Below are 19,367 nucleotides of genomic sequence, written 5' to 3' on the forward strand. Positions count from 1 at the left end.
CATAGTCATGCGGAGGTGAGTATGGGTATCCGAGTCGCGGTAGCGGGGGCGAGCGGCTACGCCGGGGGCGAGCTGATCCGCCTGGTCGCCGGGCACCCGGAGTTCGACCTGGTCGCCGCTACCGCGCACAGCCAGGCCGGGCACCGGCTCGACGTCGTGCACCCGCAGCTCGCCGGCCTGGACCTGGTGCTCGGCGAGACGGACGCGACGGCGCTGGGCGACGCGGACCTGGTCTTCCTGGCCCTGCCGCACGGCCAGTCGGCGGCCCTGGCGGCCCAGCTCCCGCCCGAGGTCCGCGTCGTCGACCTCGGCGCCGACCACCGGCTCGCCGACCCCTACGCCTGGGCCAACTACTACGGCGGCCCGCACGCCGGGCAGTGGACCTACGGCCTGCCCGAGCTGCCCGGCCAGCGGGAGCTGATCGCCGGCGCCACCCGGGTCGCCAACACCGGCTGCTACGCCGCCGCCATCACCCTCGCGCTCGCCCCGCTGATCGCCGCCGGCGCCGCCGACCCGGCCGACGTGGTGGTCGTCGCGGCCTCCGGCACCTCCGGCGCGGGCAAGGCGGCCAAGCCGCACCTGCTCGGCAGCGAGGTGATGGGGGACCTGTCGCCCTACCGCGTCGGCACCCACCAGCACGTGCCGGAGATCAAGCAGGCCACCGGGGCGACCGGCCTGTCGCTCACCCCGGTGCTCGCGCCGATGCCCCGGGGCATCCTGGCCACCGTGACCGCCGTGCCGGCCCGGGGCGTGGACCCGCGGGCGGTGCTCGCCGAGGCGTACGCGGACGCGCCCTTCGTGCACGTGCTGCCCGAGGGGACCTGGCCGCACACCGCCGCCACCCTCGGCTCCAACTCCTGCCACCTGCAGGCCACCGTCGACGTCGACACCCGCCGGACCATCGTGCTCAGCGCGCTGGACAACCTCGGCAAGGGCGCCGCCGGCCAGGCCGTGCAGAACGCCAACCTCATGTTCGGCCTGCCGGAGACGACGGGCCTGTCCGTCTGGGGGATCGCACCATGAGCGTCACGACTCCGCGGGGGTTCCGGGCGGCCGGGGTGGCCGCCGGGCTCAAGGCCAGCGGCGCGAGCGACGTCGCGCTGGTCGTCAACGACGGCCCGGACGCCGGGGTCGCCGCCGTGTTCACCGCCAACCGGGTCAAGGCCGCGCCGGTGCTCTGGACCCAGCAGGTGGTCCGCGGCGGCGTCGTCCGCGCCGTGGTGCTCAACTCGGGCGGGGCCAACGCGTGCACCGGCCCGGCCGGCTTCCAGGACACCCACGCCACCGCCGAGCATGCCGCCGCCGCGCTCACCTCGGCCAGCCCCCGGCTGATGCTCGGGGCCGGCGACGTGGCGGTCTGCTCGACCGGCCTGATCGGCGAGCGGCTGCCGATGCAGAAGCTCCTCCCCGGCGTACGCGCCGCGATCCGCGGCCTGTCCCGCGACGGCGGCCCGGCGGCCGCCGAGGCCATCATGACCACGGACACCCGCCCCAAGACCACGGTGGCGCGGGGCAGCGGCTGGACCGTCGGCGGCATGGCCAAGGGCGCCGGCATGCTCGCCCCGGCGATGGCGACCATGCTCTGCGTGCTGACCACCGACGCGGTGGCCGGGCCGGAGGCCCTCGACGCCGCGCTGCGCGAGGCGTGCCGGGTCACCTTCGACCGGATCGACTCCGACGGCTGCATGTCGACCAACGACACGGTGCTGCTGCTGGCCAGCGGCGCGAGCGGCATCGCGCCGACGCCGGCCGAGCTGACCGCCGCGGTCACCGCCGCCGCGCACGACCTGGCCCAGCAGCTCGTCGCCGACGCCGAGGGCGCCACCAAGCAGATCGCCGTCGACGTGGTCGGCGCGGCGAGCGAGGACGACGCGGTCGAGGTGGGGCGGTCGGTGGCCCGCAACAACCTGGTCAAGACCGCGCTGTTCGGCAACGACCCGAACTGGGGTCGGATCCTCGCCGCCGTCGGCACCACCGCCGCCGCCTTCGAGCCGGACGCGGTCGACGTCGCGGTCAACGGCGTCTGGGTGTGCCGCTCCGGCGCCGCCGCCGAGGACCGGTCGAAGGTCGACCTGACCGGGCGGGACGTCACCATCCGGATCGACCTGCACGCCGGCGACGCCGAGGCCACGATCTGGACCAACGACCTCTCCCACGCGTACGTACACGAGAACTCGGCCTACTCGACATGAGCCTCACCACCGACCTCACCCGCGCCCAGGCCAAGGCCGCCACGCTGATCGAGGCCCTGCCCTGGCTGGCCCGCTTCTCCGGCTCGACCGTCGTGGTCAAGTACGGCGGCAACGCCATGGTCGACCCCGAACTGCAACGGGCCTTCGCCGCCGACATGGTCTTCCTGCGCTACGCCGGCCTGAAGCCGGTCGTGGTGCACGGCGGCGGCCCGCAGATCTCCGCCATGCTCGGCCGGCTCGGCATCGCCAGCGAGTTCCGGGGCGGCCTGCGGGTCACCACCCCGGAGGCGATGGACGTGGTCCGGATGGTGCTCGTCGGCCAGGTGGGCCGGGAGCTGGTCGGGTTGATCAACGCGCACGGCCCGTTCGCGGTCGGCCTCTCCGGCGAGGACGCGGGCCTGTTCACCGCCGTGCGGCGGCCCGCGTACGTGGACGGGGAGCCGGTCGACGTCGGGCAGGTCGGCGACGTCGAGTCGGTCGACGTCTCGGCGGTCACCGACCTGATCGCGGCCGGGCGGATCCCGGTGATCTCCACGGTCGCGCCGGACGCCGACGGCGTGCTGCACAACCTGAACGCCGACACCGCCGCCGCCGCGCTCGCCGTCGCCCTCGACGCCCGCAAGCTGGTCGTCCTCACCGACGTGCCCGGCCTCTACGCCGACTGGCCGGACACCGGCAGCCTGGTCAGCGAGATCACCGCCGACGAGCTGGCGAAGCTGCTGCCGTCGTTGTCCAGCGGCATGGTGCCCAAGATGGAGGCCTGCCTGCGGGCCGTGCGGCAGGGGGTCCCCGCCGCGCACGTGGTCGACGGCCGGGTCGCCCACTCCACGTTGCTGGAGGTCTTCACCTCGGAAGGGTTCGGAACCATGGTCGTGAGCGCGAGGAGTGAGCTTGCGAGCCCCGCAGTCGCGAACAAGGAAGGCACCGTGAGCGCGAGGAGTGAGCTTGCGAGCCCCGCAGTCGCGAACAAGGAAGGTTCGGTCCCGTCATGAGCACGCTCGTCGAGCGCTGGTCGCAGTCGATGATGGACAACTACGGCACGCCGCCGCTGGCCCTCGTCTCCGGCTCCGGCGCCGTCGTGGTCGACGAGGCCGGCCGGGAGTACGTCGACCTGGTCGGCGGGATCGCGGTCAACGCCCTCGGCCACGCCCACCCGGCCGTGGTGGCCGCCGTGTCGAAGCAGGTCGCCACCCTCGGGCACGTCTCCAACCTCTACGTCGCCGAGCCGCCGGTGGCCCTGGCCGAGCTGTTGTTGGCCCTGGCCGGCCGGTCCGGCCGGGTCTTCTTCGCCAACTCGGGCGCGGAGGCCAACGAGGCGGCGTTCAAGCTGTCCCGGCTCACCGGCCGCACCCACGTGGTCGCCACCCGGGGCGGCTTCCACGGGCGGACCATGGGCGCGCTGGCGCTGACCGGCCAGCCGGCCAAGGCCGACCCGTTCCGCCCGCTGCCCGGCGACGTCAGCCACGTCGACTACGGCGACGTCGCCGCGCTGGAGGCGGCCGTCACCGACGCCACGGCCATGGTGATCCTGGAGCCGGTGCAGGGCGAGAACGGCGTCGTGGTCCCGCCGGCCGGCTACCTGGCCGCCGCCCGGCGGATCACCGCCCGGCACGGCGCGTTGCTGGTGCTCGACGAGGTGCAGACCGGCATCGGCCGCACCGGGCACTGGTTCGCCCATCAGGCCGAGGGCGTCGAGCCCGACGTGGTGACCCTGGCCAAGGGGCTCGGCGGCGGGCTGCCCCTCGGCGCCTGCCTGGCCTTCGGCCGGGCCGCCGACCTGCTCGGCCCCGGCATGCACGGCACCACGTTCGGCGGCAACCCGATCAGCTGCGCCGCCGCCCTGGCGGTGGTGGGCACCATCGCGCACGAGGGGCTGCTCGACCACGTCAAGCGGATCGGCGAGCGGCTGCGCCGGGGCATCGAGGCGCTCGGCCACCCGCTGGTCGACGGCGTACGCGGCGCGGGCCTGCTGCTCGGCGTGGTGCTCGCCGCGCCCGTGGCGAAGGTGCTCGCCGAGGCGCTGCGGGAGACCGGCTTCCTGGTCAACCCGGTGCAGCCCGGCGTGGTACGGCTCGCCCCGCCGCTGATCCTGACCGCCGCCCAGGCCGACGCCTTCCTGGCCGCTCTTCCCGCGGCGCTCGACGCGGCCTCCCCGGCCGCCGCCGGCACCACCCCGGTCGTTGCCGGCGAGAGCCCGGCCGCCGCGACCACCGCGACCACGACGGAGACGAGCGCATGACCCGGCACTTCCTGCGGGACGACGACCTGACCCCCGCCGAGCAGTCGGCCGTGCTCGACCTCGCGGCGCGGATGAAGGCCGACCGGTTCGGCCACCGGCCGCTGGCCGGCCCCCGGTCCGTGGCGGTGCTGTTCGACAAGCAGAGCCTGCGCACCCGGTTCTCGTTCGACGTCGGCATCGCCGAACTCGGCGGGCACCCCCTGGTGGTGGACACCCAGGTCACCCACTTCGGGCGGGGCGAGACCCTCGGCGACGCCGGGCGGGTCCTCTCCCGGTACGTCGCGGCGATCGTGCTGCGCACGCACGGCGACGACCGGATCGCCGAGGTCGCCGACGCCGCGACCGTGCCGGTCGTCAACGCGCTCACCGACGGGTTCCACCCCTGCCAGCTCCTGGCCGACCTGCTCACGATCCGCGAGCACTGCGGCGGCACCGCCGGCCGGACCCTGGCGTACGTCGGCGACGCCGCCAACAACCTGTCCCACTCGTACCTGCTGGCCGGGGCGACCGCCGGGATGCACGTGCGGGTCGCCGGGCCGGCCAACTTCGGCCCCGACCCGGAGGTGCTCGCCCGGGCCGAGAAGATCGCCGCCGGCACCGGCGGCTCCGTGCAGGCGCTGACCGACCCCGTCGCGGCGGTGGCCGGGGCCGACGTGGTCGCCACCGACACGTGGACCTCGATGGGTCAGGAGTCGGACGGCCTGGACCGGATCACCCCGTTCCTGCCGTACCAGGTCAACGCCGCGCTGCTGGGCCACGCCGCGCCCGACGCGATCGTGCTGCACTGCCTGCCCGCGCACCGGGGCGAGGAGATCACCGACGAGGTGCTCGACGGCCCGCACAGCGCCGTGTTCGACCAGGCGGAGAATCGGCTGCACGCCCAGAAGGCGCTGCTGACGTTCCTCCTCGGGGCCGCGCCCGCCGCCCCGGACGCGGCGGCGCCGGGCGCCGCCGCGACCAGGGAGACTCCATGACCGCCCCGTTGACCCGCGCCGCCCGCCACGCCCGCCTCGTCGAGCTGATCCGCGACAAGGCGATCCACTCGCAGACCGAGCTGGCCGACCTGCTCGCCGGCGACGGCATCCAGGTCACCCAGGCCACCCTGTCCCGCGACCTCAAGGAGTTGGGCGCGGTGACCGTACGCGGCGGCGACGGGCGGGCGGTCTACCTGATCCCCGAGGACGGCCACCGGCCGCTGCGCGACGCCGAGGCGGCGCCGGCCCGGCTGGTCCGGCTCCTGCGCGAGCTGCTCAACGGGGTCGACTCCAGCGGCAACATCGCCGTGCTGCGCACCCCGCCGGGCGCAGCCCACTACCTGGCCAGCGCGTTGGACCGAGCGGGCCTGCCCGAGGTCGTCGGCACCATCGCCGGCGACGACACCATCCTCGTCGTGGCCCGCGAGGCCGTCGGCGGGGCCGCGCTCGGCGACAAGCTCGCCGGCTGGGCCCGCCGGGAAGAGAACGTTGAAGGGAGCACCACACCATGACCGAGCGGGTCGTTCTTGCCTACTCCGGAGGGCTCGACACCTCCGTCGCCATCCCGTACCTCGCCGAGCAGACCGGCGCCGAGGTGATCGCGGTCGCGGTCGACGTCGGGCAGGGCGGCGAGGACCTCGACGCCATCCGGCAGCGCGCCCTGGACTGCGGGGCGGTCGAGTCCGAGGTGGTCGACGCGCGCGACGAGTTCGCCGCCGAGTACTGCCTGCCGGCCATCCGCGCCAACGCGCTCTACATGGACCGCTACCCGCTGGTCTCCGCGCTGTCCCGGCCGCTGATCGTCAAGCACCTGGTGGCCGCGGCCCGCAAGCACGGCGGCACCATCGTGTCGCACGGCTGCACCGGCAAGGGCAACGACCAGGTCCGCTTCGAGGTCGGCCTGGGCGCGCTCGCGCCCGACCTGAAGATCATCGCGCCGGCCCGGGACTTCGCCTGGACGCGGGACAAGGCGATCGCCTTCGCCGAGGAGAAGGGGCTGCCGATCGACGTGTCGGCGAAGTCGCCGTACTCCATCGACCAGAACCTGTTCGGGCGCGCCGTCGAGACGGGCTTCCTGGAGGACATCTGGAACAGCCCGATCGAGGACCTGTACTCGTACACCGCCGACCCGACGCAGGAGCGCGACGCCGACGAGGTCGTGATCACCTTCGACGCCGGCGTCCCGGTGGCGATCGACGGCGAGACCGTCACCCCGTACCAGGCGATCCTGGAGCTCAACCGGCGCGCCGGCGCCCAGGGCGTGGGCCGGCTCGACATGGTCGAGGACCGCCTCGTCGGTATCAAGAGCCGCGAGGTGTACGAGGCGCCCGGCGCGATCGCGTTGATCACCGCCCACCAGGAGTTGGAGGCGGTGACCGTGGAGCGGGACCTGGCCCGGTTCAAGCGCGGCGTCGACCAGCGCTGGGGCGAGCTGGTCTACGACGGCCTCTGGTTCTCCCCGCTGAAGAACAGCCTGGACGCGTTCATCGACGACGCGCAGCGGCACGTCAGCGGCGAGGTGCGGCTCGTCCTGCACGGCGGCCGGGCCACCGTCACCGGCCGGCGCTCCGAGGCCAGCCTCTACGACTTCGGCATGGCCACCTACGACACCGGCGACACGTTCGACCAGTCCCTGGCCAAGGGATTCGTCCAGCTCTGGGGCCTGCCGAGCAAGATGGCCGCCGCGCGGGACGCCCGGCTGGGCGGCTGAAGATCGTGGGCACCACAATGGGCGGCGTGGACGACAAGAGCCTGACCGAGAACAGCGCCGCCACCAACCGCACCAGCCTCTGGGGCGGCCGGTTCGCCGGCGGCCCCGCAGAGGCCCTGGCACGGCTGTCGGTGAGCGTGCAGTTCGACTGGCGCCTCGCCCCGTACGACATCGCGGGTTCCCGGGCGCACGCCCGGGTCCTCGCGGGCGCGGGCCTGCTCGACCCGGAGGAGCTGGGCCGCATCCTCGCCGCCCTGGACGACCTGGAGGCCGCCTGCGCCTCGGGGCAGTTCCGCCCCACCGTCGACGACGAGGACGTGCACACCGCGCTGGAGCGCGGGCTGCTGGAGCGCCTCGGCAGCCTCGGCGGCAAGCTGCGCGCCGGCCGGTCCCGCAACGACCAGGTCGCCACCGACCTGCGGCTCTACCTGCGCGACCACGCCCGGGGCGTGGCGTCGCGGCTGGTCGAACTGGCCGAGGCGCTGGTCGAGCAGGCCGGGCGGCACGTGGACACCGCCGCGCCGGGGATGACCCACCTCCAGCACGCCCAGCCGGTCACCTTCGGGCACTGGCTGCTCGCCCACGTGCAGCCGCTGCTGCGCGACCTGGAACGGCTGCGGGACTGGGACCACCGCACGGCGATCAGTCCGCTCGGCGCGGGCGCGCTGGCCGGTTCCGGCCTGCCGCTGGACCCGGTGGCCGTCTCCAAGGAGTTGGGCTTCCGCACGTCCTTCGCCAACTCCATGGACGCCGTGGCCGACCGGGACTTCGTCGCCGAGTTCCTCTTCGTCACCGCGATGGTCGGGGTGCACCTGTCCCGCCTCGGCGAGGAGGTGGTGCTCTGGACGTCGCAGGAGTTCGGCTGGGTGGAGCTGGACGACGCCTTCGCCACCGGCTCGTCGATCATGCCGCAGAAGAAGAACGCGGACATCGCCGAGCTGGCCCGGGGCAAGTCCGGCCGCCTCGTCGGCGGGCTGATGAGCGTGCTCACCATGCTCAAGGGCCTGCCGATGACCTACGACCGGGACATGCAGGAGGACAAGGAGCCGGCCTTCGACGCGGTCGACACCCTGGAGCTGCTGCTGCCGGCCCTGGCCGGGATGATCTCCACGATGACCGTCCGGGTGGACCGCCTCGTCGCCGCCGCGCCGGTGGGCTTCTCGCTGGCCACCGAGGTGGCCGACTGGCTCGTCCGCCGGGGCGTGCCGTTCCGCGACGCGCACGAGATCACCGGGAAGCTGGTCGCGCTCTGCGTGGCCCGGGACTGCGCCCTCGACGAGGTCTCCGACGCCGACCTCGCGGCGGTCAGCGAGCACCTCGACCCGTCCGTGCGGGACGTGCTCTCGGTCCGGTCGGCGCTCGCCGCCCGGACCACCCCCGGCTCGACCGGTCCCGGCCCGGTCGCCGACCAGCTCGCCGCCGCCGCGGACAAGCTGGCCGGCTGGCGGGAGTGGGCCGCCGAGCGGGTCGTGCCGCGCTGAGTGCGTGACCCCGCGCGGCGCGACATGCGCCGCGCGGGGCTCAGGCCGTCGGCCGCTCCCGCTTCGGCAGCTTCGCCACCACCGCGTCGTACGACCCGTCGACCGCCTCGGTCAGCTCCTCGTCGTCGATCCCGCCGGCCAGGCGCAGCGTGTTCCAGCCGGAGCGCCCGATGTACGCCGAGGCTCGTGCGTCGCCCGGGTGCCGGTGCAGCCACTCGTCGGCGATCTCCCGGCTCGGGCCGCACTTCACCCCGACCGTCGGGTCGTCGCCGCCGGCGGAGCCGAGGAAGGCGAAGATCCGGCTGCCGACCTTCACCACCTCGTCGCCCTCCCACGGCTGGTCCAGCCAGGCGCCCGGCTTGCCCAGGCAGTACGCCAGCATCTCCTCGCGCGTCATCGCGTCCTCCTCGACAACGGTCCCGCGCCCAGTCTGGCCCATCGGGGGCGTCAGTCGGTGGCGGCGGTGCGGGCGGAGAGGCGCTCGAAGCGCTGCTTGGCGGCCTGCGCGCTGCCCAGCCCGAGCCCGTACGCGATCTGCTGCCAGGTCAGCCCGCGGCCACGGGCCAGCGTCAGCAGCCCCGCCTCCATGGCGTCGACCTCGGCGCGCAGGTGCGGTACGAGGGTGAGGGCCGCGACGAGGTCCGCGTCGTCGACCCGCTCCTCCCCGGGCTCCACCTCCGCCCCGCCGGCGGCGAGCGCCGTGACCAGCGCGACCGCCTCGTAGGTGTCCGGGACGTAGGGGTTGGTGTGGCGGCGGCGGCGCGTCTCGGTGCCGGCGTGCCGCTCGGTGATCCGGTGCAGCGCGTCGTACGTGCGGTGCGCCCGGGCCCGGCCGGCGTCGGGCGTGGTGAAGGAGTCGGTCATGGCCCGACCCCATCACATCAACGATTGCTTGTCAACGAATTGTTGATACGCCGAGCGGTCGAGCGCCGGAACGAGGCGGCGTCGCGGCGGGATAGGGTCGGGTCCGTGGTGGCGTCCTCCGACCGCCGTCCCGCCGACCTCGCGGGGCTGGCCGACCTGCTCTCCGGGCCCGTGGTGCCGGCCGCGCGCGGCCTGCTCGGCTGCCTGCTCGCCACCGGCGGCGTCACCGTCCGGATCACCGAGGTCGAGGCGTACGCCGGCACGGCCGGCGACCCCGCGTCGCACGCCCACCGGGGCCGCACCCCGCGCAACGCGGTGATGTTCGGGCCGGCCGGGCACGCCTACGTCTACTTCACCTACGGCATGCACTGGTGCGTGAACGTGGTCACCGGGCCGGACGGGGAGGCGTCGGCCGTGCTGCTGCGCGCCGGCGAGGTGGTCGACGGGCTCGACGTCGCCCGGGCCCGGCGCACCGCCGTACGCCGGGACGTCGACCTCGCGCGGGGGCCCGCCCGGCTCTGCGCGGCGCTGGGGATCGACAAGGGTGTCTACGGCCGCTACCTGCTCGGCGACGGCCCCGTCCGGCTGCGTCCGGCCGACCGGCCGGTGCCGGCGGACTCGGTGGCCGCCGGCCCGAGGGTGGGCGTGACGGGGGCGCACGACGTCCCCTGGCGGTTCTGGATCGCTGGCGACCCCACGGTGAGCGCCTACCGCCGGCACGTCCCGCGCAGCCGCTGAGCCTCCGCCTGCCGGCGTGACGGCGCCCACCACGGTCGCCTCCGCGGGCGGAATAGTTGACTCGTCAAATATGTTGTGCGGTGCGATACGGGAACCGCACCGGCCCCGGCCGGACAACGCGAGGAGCTGGTCATGCAGTTCGGAGTCTTCACCGTCGGCGACGTCACGGTCGACCCGACCAACGGTCGCGAGCCGACCGAGCATGAGCGGATCAAGGCGATGGTCACCATCGCGCTGAAGGCCGAGGAGGTCGGCCTGGACGTCTTCGCCACCGGCGAGCACCACAATCCGCCGTTCGTGCCGTCGTCGCCCACCACCATGCTGGGATACATCGCGGCCCGCACCGAGCGCCTGCTGCTGTCCACCTCGACCACGCTGATCACCACCAACGACCCGGTGAAGATCGCCGAGGACTACGCGATGCTCCAGCATCTCGCCGACGGCCGGGTGGACCTGATGATGGGGCGCGGCAACACCGGGCCCGTCTACCCGTGGTTCGGCCAGGACATCCGCAACGGCATCCCGCTCGCCATCGAGAACTACGACCTGCTGCGCCGGCTCTGGCGCGAGGACGTGGTCGACTGGAAGGGCCGCTTCCGCACCCCGCTGCAGTCGTTCACCTCGACGCCGCGCCCGCTCGACGGCGTGCCGCCGTTCGTCTGGCACGGCTCGATCCGCAGCCCGGAGATCGCCGAGCAGGCGGCCTACTACGGCGACGGCTTCTTCGCCAACCACATCTTCTGGCCGAAGGAGCACACCCAGCGGATGGTCGGGCTCTACCGGGAGCGGTTCGCGCACTACGGCCACGGCTCCGCCGACCAGGCCATCGTCGGGCTGGGCGGGCAGGTGTTCATGCGGCGCAACTCGCAGGACGCCGTGCGGGAGTTCCGGCCGTACTTCGACAACGCCCCCGTCTACGGGCACGGCCCGTCGCTGGAGGAGTTCAGCGCGCAGACCCCGCTGACCGTGGGCAGCCCGCAGCAGGTCATCGACCGTACGCTGGGCTTCCGCGACTACGTCGGCGACTACCAGCGCCAGCTGTTCCTCATGGACCACGCCGGCCTGCCGCTGAAGACCGTGCTGGAGCAGCTCGACCTGCTCGGCGAGGAGGTCGTCCCGGTGCTGCGCAAGGAGTTCGACTCGCTGCGCCCGGCGCACGTGCCCGAGGCGCCGACGCACGCGTCGCTGCGGGCCGCCGCCGAGCAGGCCGGGGCGGGCACGGAGGCCGGCCGATGACCCGCCGCACCCTCGCCGTGGTGTCGGCCGGGCTCGGTCAGCCCTCGTCGACGCGACTGCTCGCCGACCAGCTCGCCGCGGCCACCCGCGACGAGCTGGCCCGGCGGGGCGACGACGTGGACGTGCGCCCCGTCGAGCTGCGCGAGCACGCCCACGACATCGTCAACCACCTGCTCACCGGCTTTCCGCCGCCCGCCCTGCGGGAGGTGCTCGACACGGTTACCGGCGCGGACGGGCTGATCGCCGTCACGCCGATCTTCAACGCGTCGTACAACGGGCTGTTCAAGTCCTTCTTCGACCTGGTCGACTCGGGCGCGCTGGCGGACCGGCCGGTGCTGGTCGGCGCCACCGGCGGCACCGCCCGGCACTCGCTCGCCCTGGAGCACGCCCTGCGGCCGATGTTCGCCTACCTGCGGTCGGTCGTGGTGCCCACGGCGGTCTTCGCCGCGCCCGAGGACTGGTCCGACGGCGGCGCCGACGGTGCGCTGCGCGCGCGGATCGCCCGCGCCGGGGGCGAGCTGGCCGACCAGATCCACCGGCGCCCGCCGGCCGCCGGCCCCGCCGACCCCTTCGCCCTCACCACCAGCTTCGAGGAACTGCTCGGGGGCCGGGACCACTGACCGCCGCCGCCGACCCGCCGGCCCGTCGTGGGCCGGCGGGTCCGCGCCGGCTCAGCGGGCGTGGCCGTACGGGTGGGCGACCAGCACCGGGCAGCGCGCGTGCTGCACCAGGGCCTGGCTGACCGAGCCGAGCAGCATCCCGGCGAACCCGCCCCGGCCCCGCGAGCCGACCACCACCAGCGCCGCCTCGCCGCTCGCCTCGATCAGCGCCTGCTCCGGCTTCTCCGCCCGGAGCACCCGCTCCTCGACGGCCAGCCCGGGGTGGCTGCCGCGCACCGCCGCCCCGGCGGTGGCCAGCAGCTCGGCGGACTCCGCGTGCGCGGCGGCCGGCGTCTCGGCCACCTCGTCCGGCGTCCGGCGCTCCCCGTCCGGCGGTCGGACGTGCGCCAGCACCAGCCCGACCCCGCGCCGGGTCGCCTCGTCGGCGGCGTACCCGACGGCCAGTTCGGCGGGCTCCGAGCCGTCCACCCCGACCAGCACCGGCCCGTCGACCGGGATCGGTTCCTCGGCCGGGCGGACCACCAGCACCGGGCAGTGCGCGTGCGCGGCCACCTGCGTGCCGACCGAGCCGAGCAGCAGCCCCGCGAAACCGCCCAGGCCGCGGCTGCCCACCACCACCAGCTCCGCCCGCCGGGACTCCTCGACGAGCGTCGCGCCCGGCCCGCCGGCGACCTGGCGCACCTCCACGGTCAGCCCCGGCCAGCGGTCCACCAGGTCGGCGGCCGTCTGCTCCAGCATCTTCTGCCCCTGCTCGGTCGGCGCCGGCAACCCCAGGTCGTACGGGTTGACCGGCACGCCGTAGCCGAGCGGATGCAGGTAGCCGTGCACCAGGTGCAGGGGGCGGGACCGCAGCACGGCGGCCCGGGCGGCGTGCTCCGCCGCCACCAGGCTCGACGGCGATCCGTCCACACCCACCACGACGGGTCGATTCATCAGCTCTCCCAGAGGTCGATCAGGTCATTGTCGACGCGGCTCCACCGGCGCACCCGGATTTCCCGACGCGCCACCCACCGAACCGGACCTGTCACCACGCCCGCCGGCCACCCCGTGAGGCCCGGTGTGGCGGCTGTCCACGCTGCGCCCGCGCACCGGCCTTCCACCGGGTCCCGTCGCGCCGGCCGGGGGAGCGGCCGACGCGACGGGAAGGGTGGTGGCCGGGAAGGTCGGGACGCGTCGGCCCGCTACGGGTGCCGCACGATCGCCAGCGGGGAGTGCGCGTGGTGCAGCACGGCGTGGCTGACGGAGCCGAGCAGCAGCCCGCTCAGTGGGCCCCGCCCGCGCGCCCCGACGACCACCAGCTGGGCCGTTTTCGACTCGTCGACCAGCACCCGGGCCGGGGAGCCCCGGACCAGCCGGTGCCGCACCGGCACGTCCGGGTAGCGCTCGGCGAAGCCGGCGACGGACTCGGCGAGCGCGCGCTCCTCCTCCGCGGCGTAGGCGTCCAGGTCGTACACCAGGGGCAGGATGTCGCCCGGACCGACCGGCGAGGGGTAGAGCCAGGCCTGCACCGCGAGCAGCGGGGCGCCCCGGTGGGACGCCTCCTCGAAGGCGAACGCGACGGCCTCGGTGGAGTTCGCGGAGCCGTCGACGCCCACCACCACCGGACCGTCGGCGCGCGGCTCGCCGCGCACCACGAGGACCGGGCACAGCGCGCGGGCGGAGACCTGCACGGTCACCGAGCCGATCAGCAGCCCGGCGAAGCCACCCAGACCGCGGTGCCCGAGCACCACCAGCGCGGCGTCCCGGGACTCGTCGAGCAGGACGGGGGTCGCCGCGCCGTCGACCACCACGCCGGTGACCGCCACCTCGGGGGCGGCCTTGCCGGCCTCGGCGATCGCCTCGGCGACGTACCGCTCGGCCTGGTTGCGCAGGCCGGCACCGGCCGGCGCGCCCGGCGCCGGGTCGACCGGGACGCGGGTCAACGGCCAGATGAAGGCGTGCACCACCCGCAGCGGACGCTGTCGCTGCGCCGCCTCCCGCGCCGCCACCCGGACCGCGTCCAGTGCGGCGGCCGAACCGTCCACACCCACCACGACGGGGGCACCGGTGTTGATGGCCATGATTCCTCCTTGTTCACCTTCATCCTGCTCTGCCCGAACGCTACCGGTCAGAGGCGCTCGTCCCGGCCGTCGGGACCTTGGTCCCGATCCGCCGCTCCGACGGTCACGGCCGGGTCGCCCGCCGCCCGCGTGCCCTGGCCGGGCCCGCCGACCAGGGCTGGCGTGACCGCGTCGTGCGGCGCGGTGCCCGACGACGACCCGGCGGCGGGGTCGACCGGTCGGCGGGCCAGCCGCAGCACCAGCCCGGGCAGCACGCTGACAGCGGCGCAGGCCAGCAGCTCCACCGCGCCGAGCGGCTCCGTGCCGAGCAGCTCCCGCAGCGGGGGCAGCAGCACCCCGGCGATCTGGAGCAGCGCCGAGACCGCCACCGCGACCGGCAGCGCGCGGTTGCCGCGTCGGGCGCCGCCCGCCCGGGGTGCCCGGACCGCGAGCGCCACCCCGAGCTGGGCCAGGCCGAGGACCACGAAGACCACGGACTGCCAGGGCCGGTCCCAGTGCGCGGCGAGCACACCGGCGCCGAGCACCACGGCGGCGATCAGGGCGCCGGTGACCAGCACGTCCCGGCCCAGGCCGGCCCCGAGCACCGATTCGGAGGGGGAGCGGGGCGCCCGGCGCAGCGTGCCGGGCTCCGCCGGCTCCGCGCCCAGCGCCACGCCCGGCACGCCGTGGGTGAGCAGGTTCACCCACAGGATCTGGGCCGGCAGCAGCGGCACGGCCAGCCCGAACAGCGGACCGAGCAGCATCACCGCGATCTCGGCGACGCCCCCGGAGAGGGCGTAGCGCAGGAACCGCCGGATGTTGTCGTAGATGCGGCGGCCCTCGCCGATCGCCGCGGCCACGGTGGACAGGTCGTCGTCGACGAGCACCAGGTCGGCGGCCTGCCGGGCGACCTCCGTGCCGCCGCCCATCGCCACGCCGATGTCGGCGCGGCGCAGTGCCGGAGCGTCGTTCACCCCGTCGCCGGTCATCGCCACCACGTGGCCCCGGGACTGCAGCCCGGCGATGATGTCGAGCTTCTGGTCCGGCTGCGTACGCGCGAACACCCGCGCCTGCGGGTGCGCCCGCGCCGGGTCGCCGTCGTCCCCGCGTACCAGCGGGTCGCCCTCGTGCCACAGCCCGAGCTGGCCGCCGATGGCCGCGGCGGTCGCGGGGTGGTCGCCGGTGACCAGCACCAGCCGGACCCCGGCGTCGTCGAGGCTGCCCGCGATGTCGGCCGCGCCCGCGCGCAGCGGGTCGCCGACGGCGACCAGCCCCACCGGCCGCAGCCCGGTCGGCCGGGCGGGGTCCGCCGGCGGCGCGTCGGCCACGGCGGACGCGACCGCGAGCACCCGCAGCCCCTCGGCGGCCAGCCGGTGCGCGGCGGCCGACAGCTCGGCGAACTCCTCGTCGGAGGCGTCGACCAGCGGCGCGACCAGCACGTTCTCTGGCGCGCCCTTGCACACCACCAGGTACCGGCGGTCGCAGGAGCGGTGCACCGTGGTCATCCGGCGCAGCTCCTGGTCGAAGGGGTGCTCGGCGACCCGGGGCCAGGCGGCGCGGGTGGTCTCCGGCTCCAGCCCGCAGCGGGCGGCGAACGCGACCAGCGCCGCCTCCAGCGGGTCGCCCACCGCGGCCCACTCCGGCCGCTCGTCGGTGGGCGGCGCCAGCGTGGCGTCGTTGCAGAGCAGCCCGGCCCGCGCCAGGCGGCGCAGCTCGTCCGGTACGGCCACCGGCTCGCCCCCGTGGTGCACGGTCCCCTGCGGCGCGTAGCCGGTGCCGGTGACGCCGTAGCGGGAGCCGTCGGCGGTGACGGCGTGCTGCACCGCCATCCTGCCCTCGGTGAGGGTGCCGGTCTTGTCGGAGGCGATCACGGTGACGGAGCCGAGCGTCTCCACCGCGTGCAGCCGCCGGGGGATCGCCCGCGCCCCGGCCATCCGGCGGGCGCCGAGGGCCAGGGCGAGGGTGACGACCGCCGGCAGCGACTCGGGCACGGCCGCCACCACGAGGCTCACCGCGGTGACCGCCATGTCGACGACCGGCCGCCCGCCGACCACGCCCACGACGAACACCAGCCCGGAGAGCAGCACCGCGGCGAAGCCGAGGATCCGGCCGAGCCCGGCGAGACGGCGCTGCAACGGGGTGGCGGCGGGCCGGGTGGACGCCACCAGGGCCGTGATCCGGCCGAGCGCGCTCGCGGCGCCGGTGCGCACCACCGTGCCGGTGGCGCGCCCGGTGGTGACCACCGTGCCCGCGCTGGCCTCGTCGCCGGCGCCCCGTCCCACGGGCACCGACTCGCCGGTCAGCGCCGACTCGTCGAGGGTCAGCCGGGCGGCCTCGGCCAGGAGCAGGTCGGCGGGGACCACGTCGCCGGCCTCGACCCGCACCAGGTCGCCCCGGACCAGGTCGGCGGCGGGCAGGACCAGGTCCCGCCCGTCGCGGACGACCCGGGCGGTGGGTGCCGCGAGCTGGTCCAGCGCGGCGATCGCACGGTCGGCGCGGACCTCCTGCACCACGCCGATGGCGGTGTTCACCAGCACGACCAGCACGATCACGGCGGTGTCCGGGTAGTCCCGCAGCACGGCGGTGACCACGGCGGCGGCCAGCAGCAGCGCCACCAGCGGGTCGGTGAGCTGGTGCAGGACCCGGGTGGCCAGGTGTCGGCGGGGCGGCGCGACCGCCGCGTTCGGACCGTCGGCCCGCAGGCGGGCGGCGGCCTCCGCCGAACTGAGCCCGGTCGCCGGCCTGGTCGAGGTGTCAACGGGCACGGCTGGGCCCCCGTCCTCGCCGTTCCCCGGACGTTCCCACATCACCCTCCGCCCTGCCGCGGCGCCGTCCCGGCGCATCGTCCCGGTTCCACCCTGGCTCCGCCGGTGACGGGCCGACCAGGGCAGTTCGCCCGCGCGGCCCGGGACCAACGGCCCTGTCGCCAACGGACACGGCGCGGTGTACTGGGAGATAGGACGACCGACCGTCGCAGGGCCCGCGCCGCGCCCTCCCGACGAAAGGGGCACCCGCATGACGACGCTCGACGTGCTCCGCGCGCACCCGTTCCTCGCCGGCCTGCCCGAGCCGTGGCTGCCCCGGCTGGCCGGATACGCCCGGCCGGTGGTGTGGCACCCCGGGCACCGGCTGTTCCGGGCCGACCAACCGGCGGAGCGTTTCTGGCTGGTCCGCGCCGGCCAGGTGGCGCTCGACTTCCCGGTGCCCGGTCGGGGCGACGTGGAGATCGAGACGATCGGTCCGGGCGGGGTGCTCGGGTGGTCGTGGCTGTTCCCGCCGTACCGCTGGCAGTTCGGGGCGGTGGCGGCGCAGCGCAGCACGGCGGTGGAGTTCACCGCCCCGGGGGTGCGCCGGCTGATGGAGTCCGACGACGCGCTCGGCCGGCAGCTCACCACCCGCTTCATGAGCGTGGTGGTGGACCGGCTGCACGCGGCCCGGGGTCGGCTGCTCGACCTGTACGGCTATCCCGCGGTCGCCCCGCCCGCGGCCTGATCACCGTCGCCGGCCGCCGCCCTACCTGTCGGGCCAGTGCGCGGCTGCGGCGGCGGAGAGGAACGCCCGGGCGCGGCGCCGCAACGCCGCCCAGTCGCCGACGGCGACCTCGGCGGCGTCGACCAGGGCGCCGCCCGCACCGACGGCGACCGCTCCGGCCGCCGCCCACTCGGCCACCGACTCCGGCCGCACGCCGCCGGTCGGCGCAAGCGGCACGTCGGGCAGCGGGGCGAGCAGTTCTCGGAGGTACGGCGGGCCGGCGACGCCGGCCGGGAAGAGCTTGACCAGGGCGGCGCCGGACGACCAGGCGACGTCGACCTCGGTGGGGGTGAACGCGCCGCAGACGACCGGCAGCCCGGCCGCCTTCGCCTGCGCGAGCACCTCGACCCGGGTGGTGGGCGTGACGAGGAACTCCGCGCCGGCGTCCCTGGCCGCGGTCACCTCGGCGGGGGTACGCACGCTGCCGACGCCGACCCGGCACGAGCCGGCCAGCTCGCCCCGGAGCGTCGTGACGGCGTCGAGCGCCCGGGGCGTGGTGAGCGTGACCTCGATGCTGTCCAGTCCCGCCTCGGCCAGTTCCCGGCCGGCGCGGACCGCTGCGCCGGGCTCGGACAGCCGGATGATGGCGATCACCCGGCCGAGAGGGACGGCGTCCCGCGTCTCGTGCCCTGATGACATGCCGGGCCCTCTTCTCTCTGGAACCGTCTCCCGGGATGTGGCAACGTATCCCGCATTATGCATGACACTCACCATAGTGCCGCTGGGGCGGCCGGGGAAAGTAGCGGTCCGGCGGCCGACGGGGGCCAGTTTCTCGCCTCGGCGTCCGGGCTGGAGATCGTCGGGATGGGCGAGGCGATGGCCCTGTTCCAGCCGCCGCCCGGCCAACTGCTCGCCGACACCGCGACCCTCGAGGTGCACGTCGCGGGGGCCGAACTGAACCTCTGCACGGCCGCCGCGCGGCTCGGCGTCCGCGCGGCGTTCTGCAGCCGGGTCGGCGCGGACCCGCTCGGCACCCGGGTGCTCACGGTGGCGGCGGCCGCCGGCGTGGACACCTCGCTGGTGACCGTCGACCCGGCACACCCGACCGGCCTGTTCGTCAAGGACGCCCGGCCGGACGGGCGTCGACGGGTCTACTACTACCGGGGCGGATCGGCGGCGACGCACCTCGACGCGTCCGACGCGGCGAGGCTGCTCGCCGCCCGGCCGCGGCTCGTCGCCGTCTCCGGGATCACCCTCGCCCTCGGCGCGGCCCCCCGGGCGGCGGTCGAGGCGGTGCTGCGCGCCGCCCGGGGTCGGGGCGTCGCGGTCGCGTTCGACCCCAACCTACGCCCCGCGCTCGGCGACGTCGGCCGGCAGGCCGGTGCGGTGCGGGCGCTGCTGCGGTACGTGGATGTCCTGCTGCTCGGCACCGACGAGGCCGGGCCGGTCCTGGGCGTACGGGACCCGGACGACGCGGAGGAGGTCTTCGCCGCCGCGGCCGCCGCGGGTGTCGGCGAGACGGTGCTCAAGGCCGGCGCGGACGGCTGCCACCACGCCGGACCGACCGGGGCCCCGGTGCACCTGCGGAGTACGGCGACCACGGTGGTGGATCCGGTCGGGGCCGGCGACGCCTTCGCCGGCGGCTACCTGGCCGGCCGGCTGCGCGGCGCCTCGCCGGCCGCTGCGGCCGGGTTGGGCAGCGCCCTCGCCGCCGGTGTGGTGGCCCGGGCCGGCGACACCGCCGGCCTCCCGGAACGCGCGGCCGCCACCGACCTGCTGCGCCGGGCGCTCGCCGGCTGATG

The 19,367-nt window shown here is 75.6% G+C and carries 19 protein-coding genes; 13 read left to right on the forward strand and 6 right to left on the reverse strand.

Annotated elements, in window-relative coordinates; all coding sequences use genetic code 11:
* Positions 1 to 21 precede the first annotated feature (21 nt).
* Genes argC through argH form a run of 8 tightly spaced genes read left to right on the forward strand, consistent with a single transcriptional unit; the run spans position 22 to position 8,597 of the window.
* Positions 22 to 1,023 carry an N-acetyl-gamma-glutamyl-phosphate reductase gene (gene argC / locus ACZ6O2_RS10915; RefSeq protein ID WP_466022708.1) on the forward strand — a complete coding sequence of 334 codons (1,002 nt, stop codon included), beginning with the start codon at positions 22 to 24 and terminating at the stop codon, positions 1,021 to 1,023.
* A complete protein-coding gene (argJ, locus tag ACZ6O2_RS10920) occupies positions 1,020 to 2,192 on the forward strand; it encodes a bifunctional glutamate N-acetyltransferase/amino-acid acetyltransferase ArgJ (protein WP_350708887.1) in 1,173 nt (390 codons plus the stop codon). Before argC ends, argJ begins: the two co-directional genes overlap by 4 nt.
* Positions 2,189 to 3,184, forward strand: coding sequence for an acetylglutamate kinase (gene argB / locus ACZ6O2_RS10925; protein WP_350708886.1), 996 nt, complete (start codon positions 2,189 to 2,191; stop codon positions 3,182 to 3,184). The genes argJ and argB overlap by 4 nt, the downstream gene beginning before the upstream one ends.
* Positions 3,181 to 4,431 (forward strand): acetylornithine transaminase, encoded by a 1,251-nt coding sequence (locus ACZ6O2_RS10930; protein WP_350708885.1) that lies wholly within the window; start codon positions 3,181 to 3,183, stop codon positions 4,429 to 4,431. The genes argB and ACZ6O2_RS10930 overlap by 4 nt, the downstream gene beginning before the upstream one ends.
* On the forward strand, positions 4,428 to 5,405 hold the full coding sequence (gene argF, locus ACZ6O2_RS10935; RefSeq protein WP_350708883.1) for an ornithine carbamoyltransferase: 978 nt from the start codon (positions 4,428 to 4,430) through the stop codon (positions 5,403 to 5,405). The genes ACZ6O2_RS10930 and argF overlap by 4 nt, the downstream gene beginning before the upstream one ends.
* Positions 5,402 to 5,917: an arginine repressor gene (locus ACZ6O2_RS10940; RefSeq protein WP_350708881.1), complete on the forward strand. Its 516-nt coding sequence runs from the start codon at positions 5,402 to 5,404 to the stop codon at positions 5,915 to 5,917. The genes argF and ACZ6O2_RS10940 overlap by 4 nt, the downstream gene beginning before the upstream one ends.
* The gene (locus ACZ6O2_RS10945; protein WP_466022709.1) at positions 5,914 to 7,116 is read left to right on the forward strand and encodes an argininosuccinate synthase; all 1,203 of its coding nucleotides are present in this window, start codon (positions 5,914 to 5,916) and stop codon (positions 7,114 to 7,116) included. The genes ACZ6O2_RS10940 and ACZ6O2_RS10945 overlap by 4 nt, the downstream gene beginning before the upstream one ends.
* A gap of 17 nt (positions 7,117 to 7,133) precedes the next feature.
* Entirely contained in the window at positions 7,134 to 8,597 is a 1,464-nt protein-coding gene (gene argH / locus ACZ6O2_RS10950; RefSeq protein ID WP_350709060.1) for an argininosuccinate lyase, read from the forward strand.
* A 40-nt stretch (positions 8,598 to 8,637) separates the two neighbouring features.
* Here the strand turns inward: argH and ACZ6O2_RS10955 are convergent, their stop codons facing one another.
* Positions 8,638 to 8,994, reverse strand: a complete 357-nt coding sequence (locus tag ACZ6O2_RS10955) for an MmcQ/YjbR family DNA-binding protein (protein ID WP_350708879.1) — start codon at positions 8,992 to 8,994, stop codon at positions 8,638 to 8,640.
* A 50-nt stretch (positions 8,995 to 9,044) separates the two neighbouring features.
* Entirely contained in the window at positions 9,045 to 9,461 is a 417-nt protein-coding gene (locus ACZ6O2_RS10960) for a DNA-binding protein (protein WP_393263732.1), read from the reverse strand.
* A gap of 108 nt (positions 9,462 to 9,569) precedes the next feature.
* On the opposite strand from ACZ6O2_RS10960, the gene ACZ6O2_RS10965 reads away from it, so the two are divergent.
* The 3 genes from ACZ6O2_RS10965 (at position 9,570) to ACZ6O2_RS10975 (ending at position 12,055) form a co-directional block, all read left to right on the forward strand.
* Positions 9,570 to 10,199: a DNA-3-methyladenine glycosylase gene (locus ACZ6O2_RS10965; RefSeq protein ID WP_466022761.1), complete on the forward strand. Its 630-nt coding sequence runs from the start codon at positions 9,570 to 9,572 to the stop codon at positions 10,197 to 10,199.
* 132 nt (positions 10,200 to 10,331) lie between these two features.
* The gene (locus tag ACZ6O2_RS10970; protein WP_357457738.1) at positions 10,332 to 11,435 is read left to right on the forward strand and encodes an LLM class flavin-dependent oxidoreductase; all 1,104 of its coding nucleotides are present in this window, start codon (positions 10,332 to 10,334) and stop codon (positions 11,433 to 11,435) included.
* A complete protein-coding gene (locus ACZ6O2_RS10975; protein WP_350686777.1) occupies positions 11,432 to 12,055 on the forward strand; it encodes an FMN reductase in 624 nt (207 codons plus the stop codon). Before ACZ6O2_RS10970 ends, ACZ6O2_RS10975 begins: the two co-directional genes overlap by 4 nt.
* Positions 12,056 to 12,106: 51 nt before the next feature.
* Here the strand turns inward: ACZ6O2_RS10975 and ACZ6O2_RS10980 are convergent, their stop codons facing one another.
* From ACZ6O2_RS10980 to ACZ6O2_RS10990, 3 genes are all read right to left on the reverse strand, one after another.
* Positions 12,107 to 12,988: a universal stress protein gene (locus tag ACZ6O2_RS10980; protein WP_466022710.1), complete on the reverse strand. Its 882-nt coding sequence runs from the start codon at positions 12,986 to 12,988 to the stop codon at positions 12,107 to 12,109.
* Positions 12,989 to 13,236: 248 nt separating this feature from the next.
* Positions 13,237 to 14,115 carry a universal stress protein gene (locus tag ACZ6O2_RS10985; RefSeq protein ID WP_466022711.1) on the reverse strand — a complete coding sequence of 293 codons (879 nt, stop codon included), beginning with the start codon at positions 14,113 to 14,115 and terminating at the stop codon, positions 13,237 to 13,239.
* A 47-nt stretch (positions 14,116 to 14,162) separates the two neighbouring features.
* Positions 14,163 to 16,901 (reverse strand): cation-translocating P-type ATPase, encoded by a 2,739-nt coding sequence (locus ACZ6O2_RS10990; RefSeq protein WP_466022712.1) that lies wholly within the window; start codon positions 16,899 to 16,901, stop codon positions 14,163 to 14,165.
* 208 nt (positions 16,902 to 17,109) lie between these two features.
* On the opposite strand from ACZ6O2_RS10990, the gene ACZ6O2_RS10995 reads away from it, so the two are divergent.
* Positions 17,110 to 17,586: a cyclic nucleotide-binding domain-containing protein gene (locus ACZ6O2_RS10995; RefSeq protein ID WP_350708868.1), complete on the forward strand. Its 477-nt coding sequence runs from the start codon at positions 17,110 to 17,112 to the stop codon at positions 17,584 to 17,586.
* A 21-nt stretch (positions 17,587 to 17,607) separates the two neighbouring features.
* Here the strand turns inward: ACZ6O2_RS10995 and ACZ6O2_RS11000 are convergent, their stop codons facing one another.
* Positions 17,608 to 18,264: a bifunctional 4-hydroxy-2-oxoglutarate aldolase/2-dehydro-3-deoxy-phosphogluconate aldolase gene (locus tag ACZ6O2_RS11000; protein WP_350708866.1), complete on the reverse strand. Its 657-nt coding sequence runs from the start codon at positions 18,262 to 18,264 to the stop codon at positions 17,608 to 17,610.
* Positions 18,265 to 18,429: 165 nt separating this feature from the next.
* On the opposite strand from ACZ6O2_RS11000, the gene ACZ6O2_RS11005 reads away from it, so the two are divergent.
* A complete protein-coding gene (locus ACZ6O2_RS11005; RefSeq protein WP_466022713.1) occupies positions 18,430 to 19,365 on the forward strand; it encodes a sugar kinase in 936 nt (311 codons plus the stop codon).
* Positions 19,366 to 19,367 lie beyond the last annotated feature (2 nt).

Source organism: Micromonospora sp. NPDC048040 (assembly GCF_055587185.1).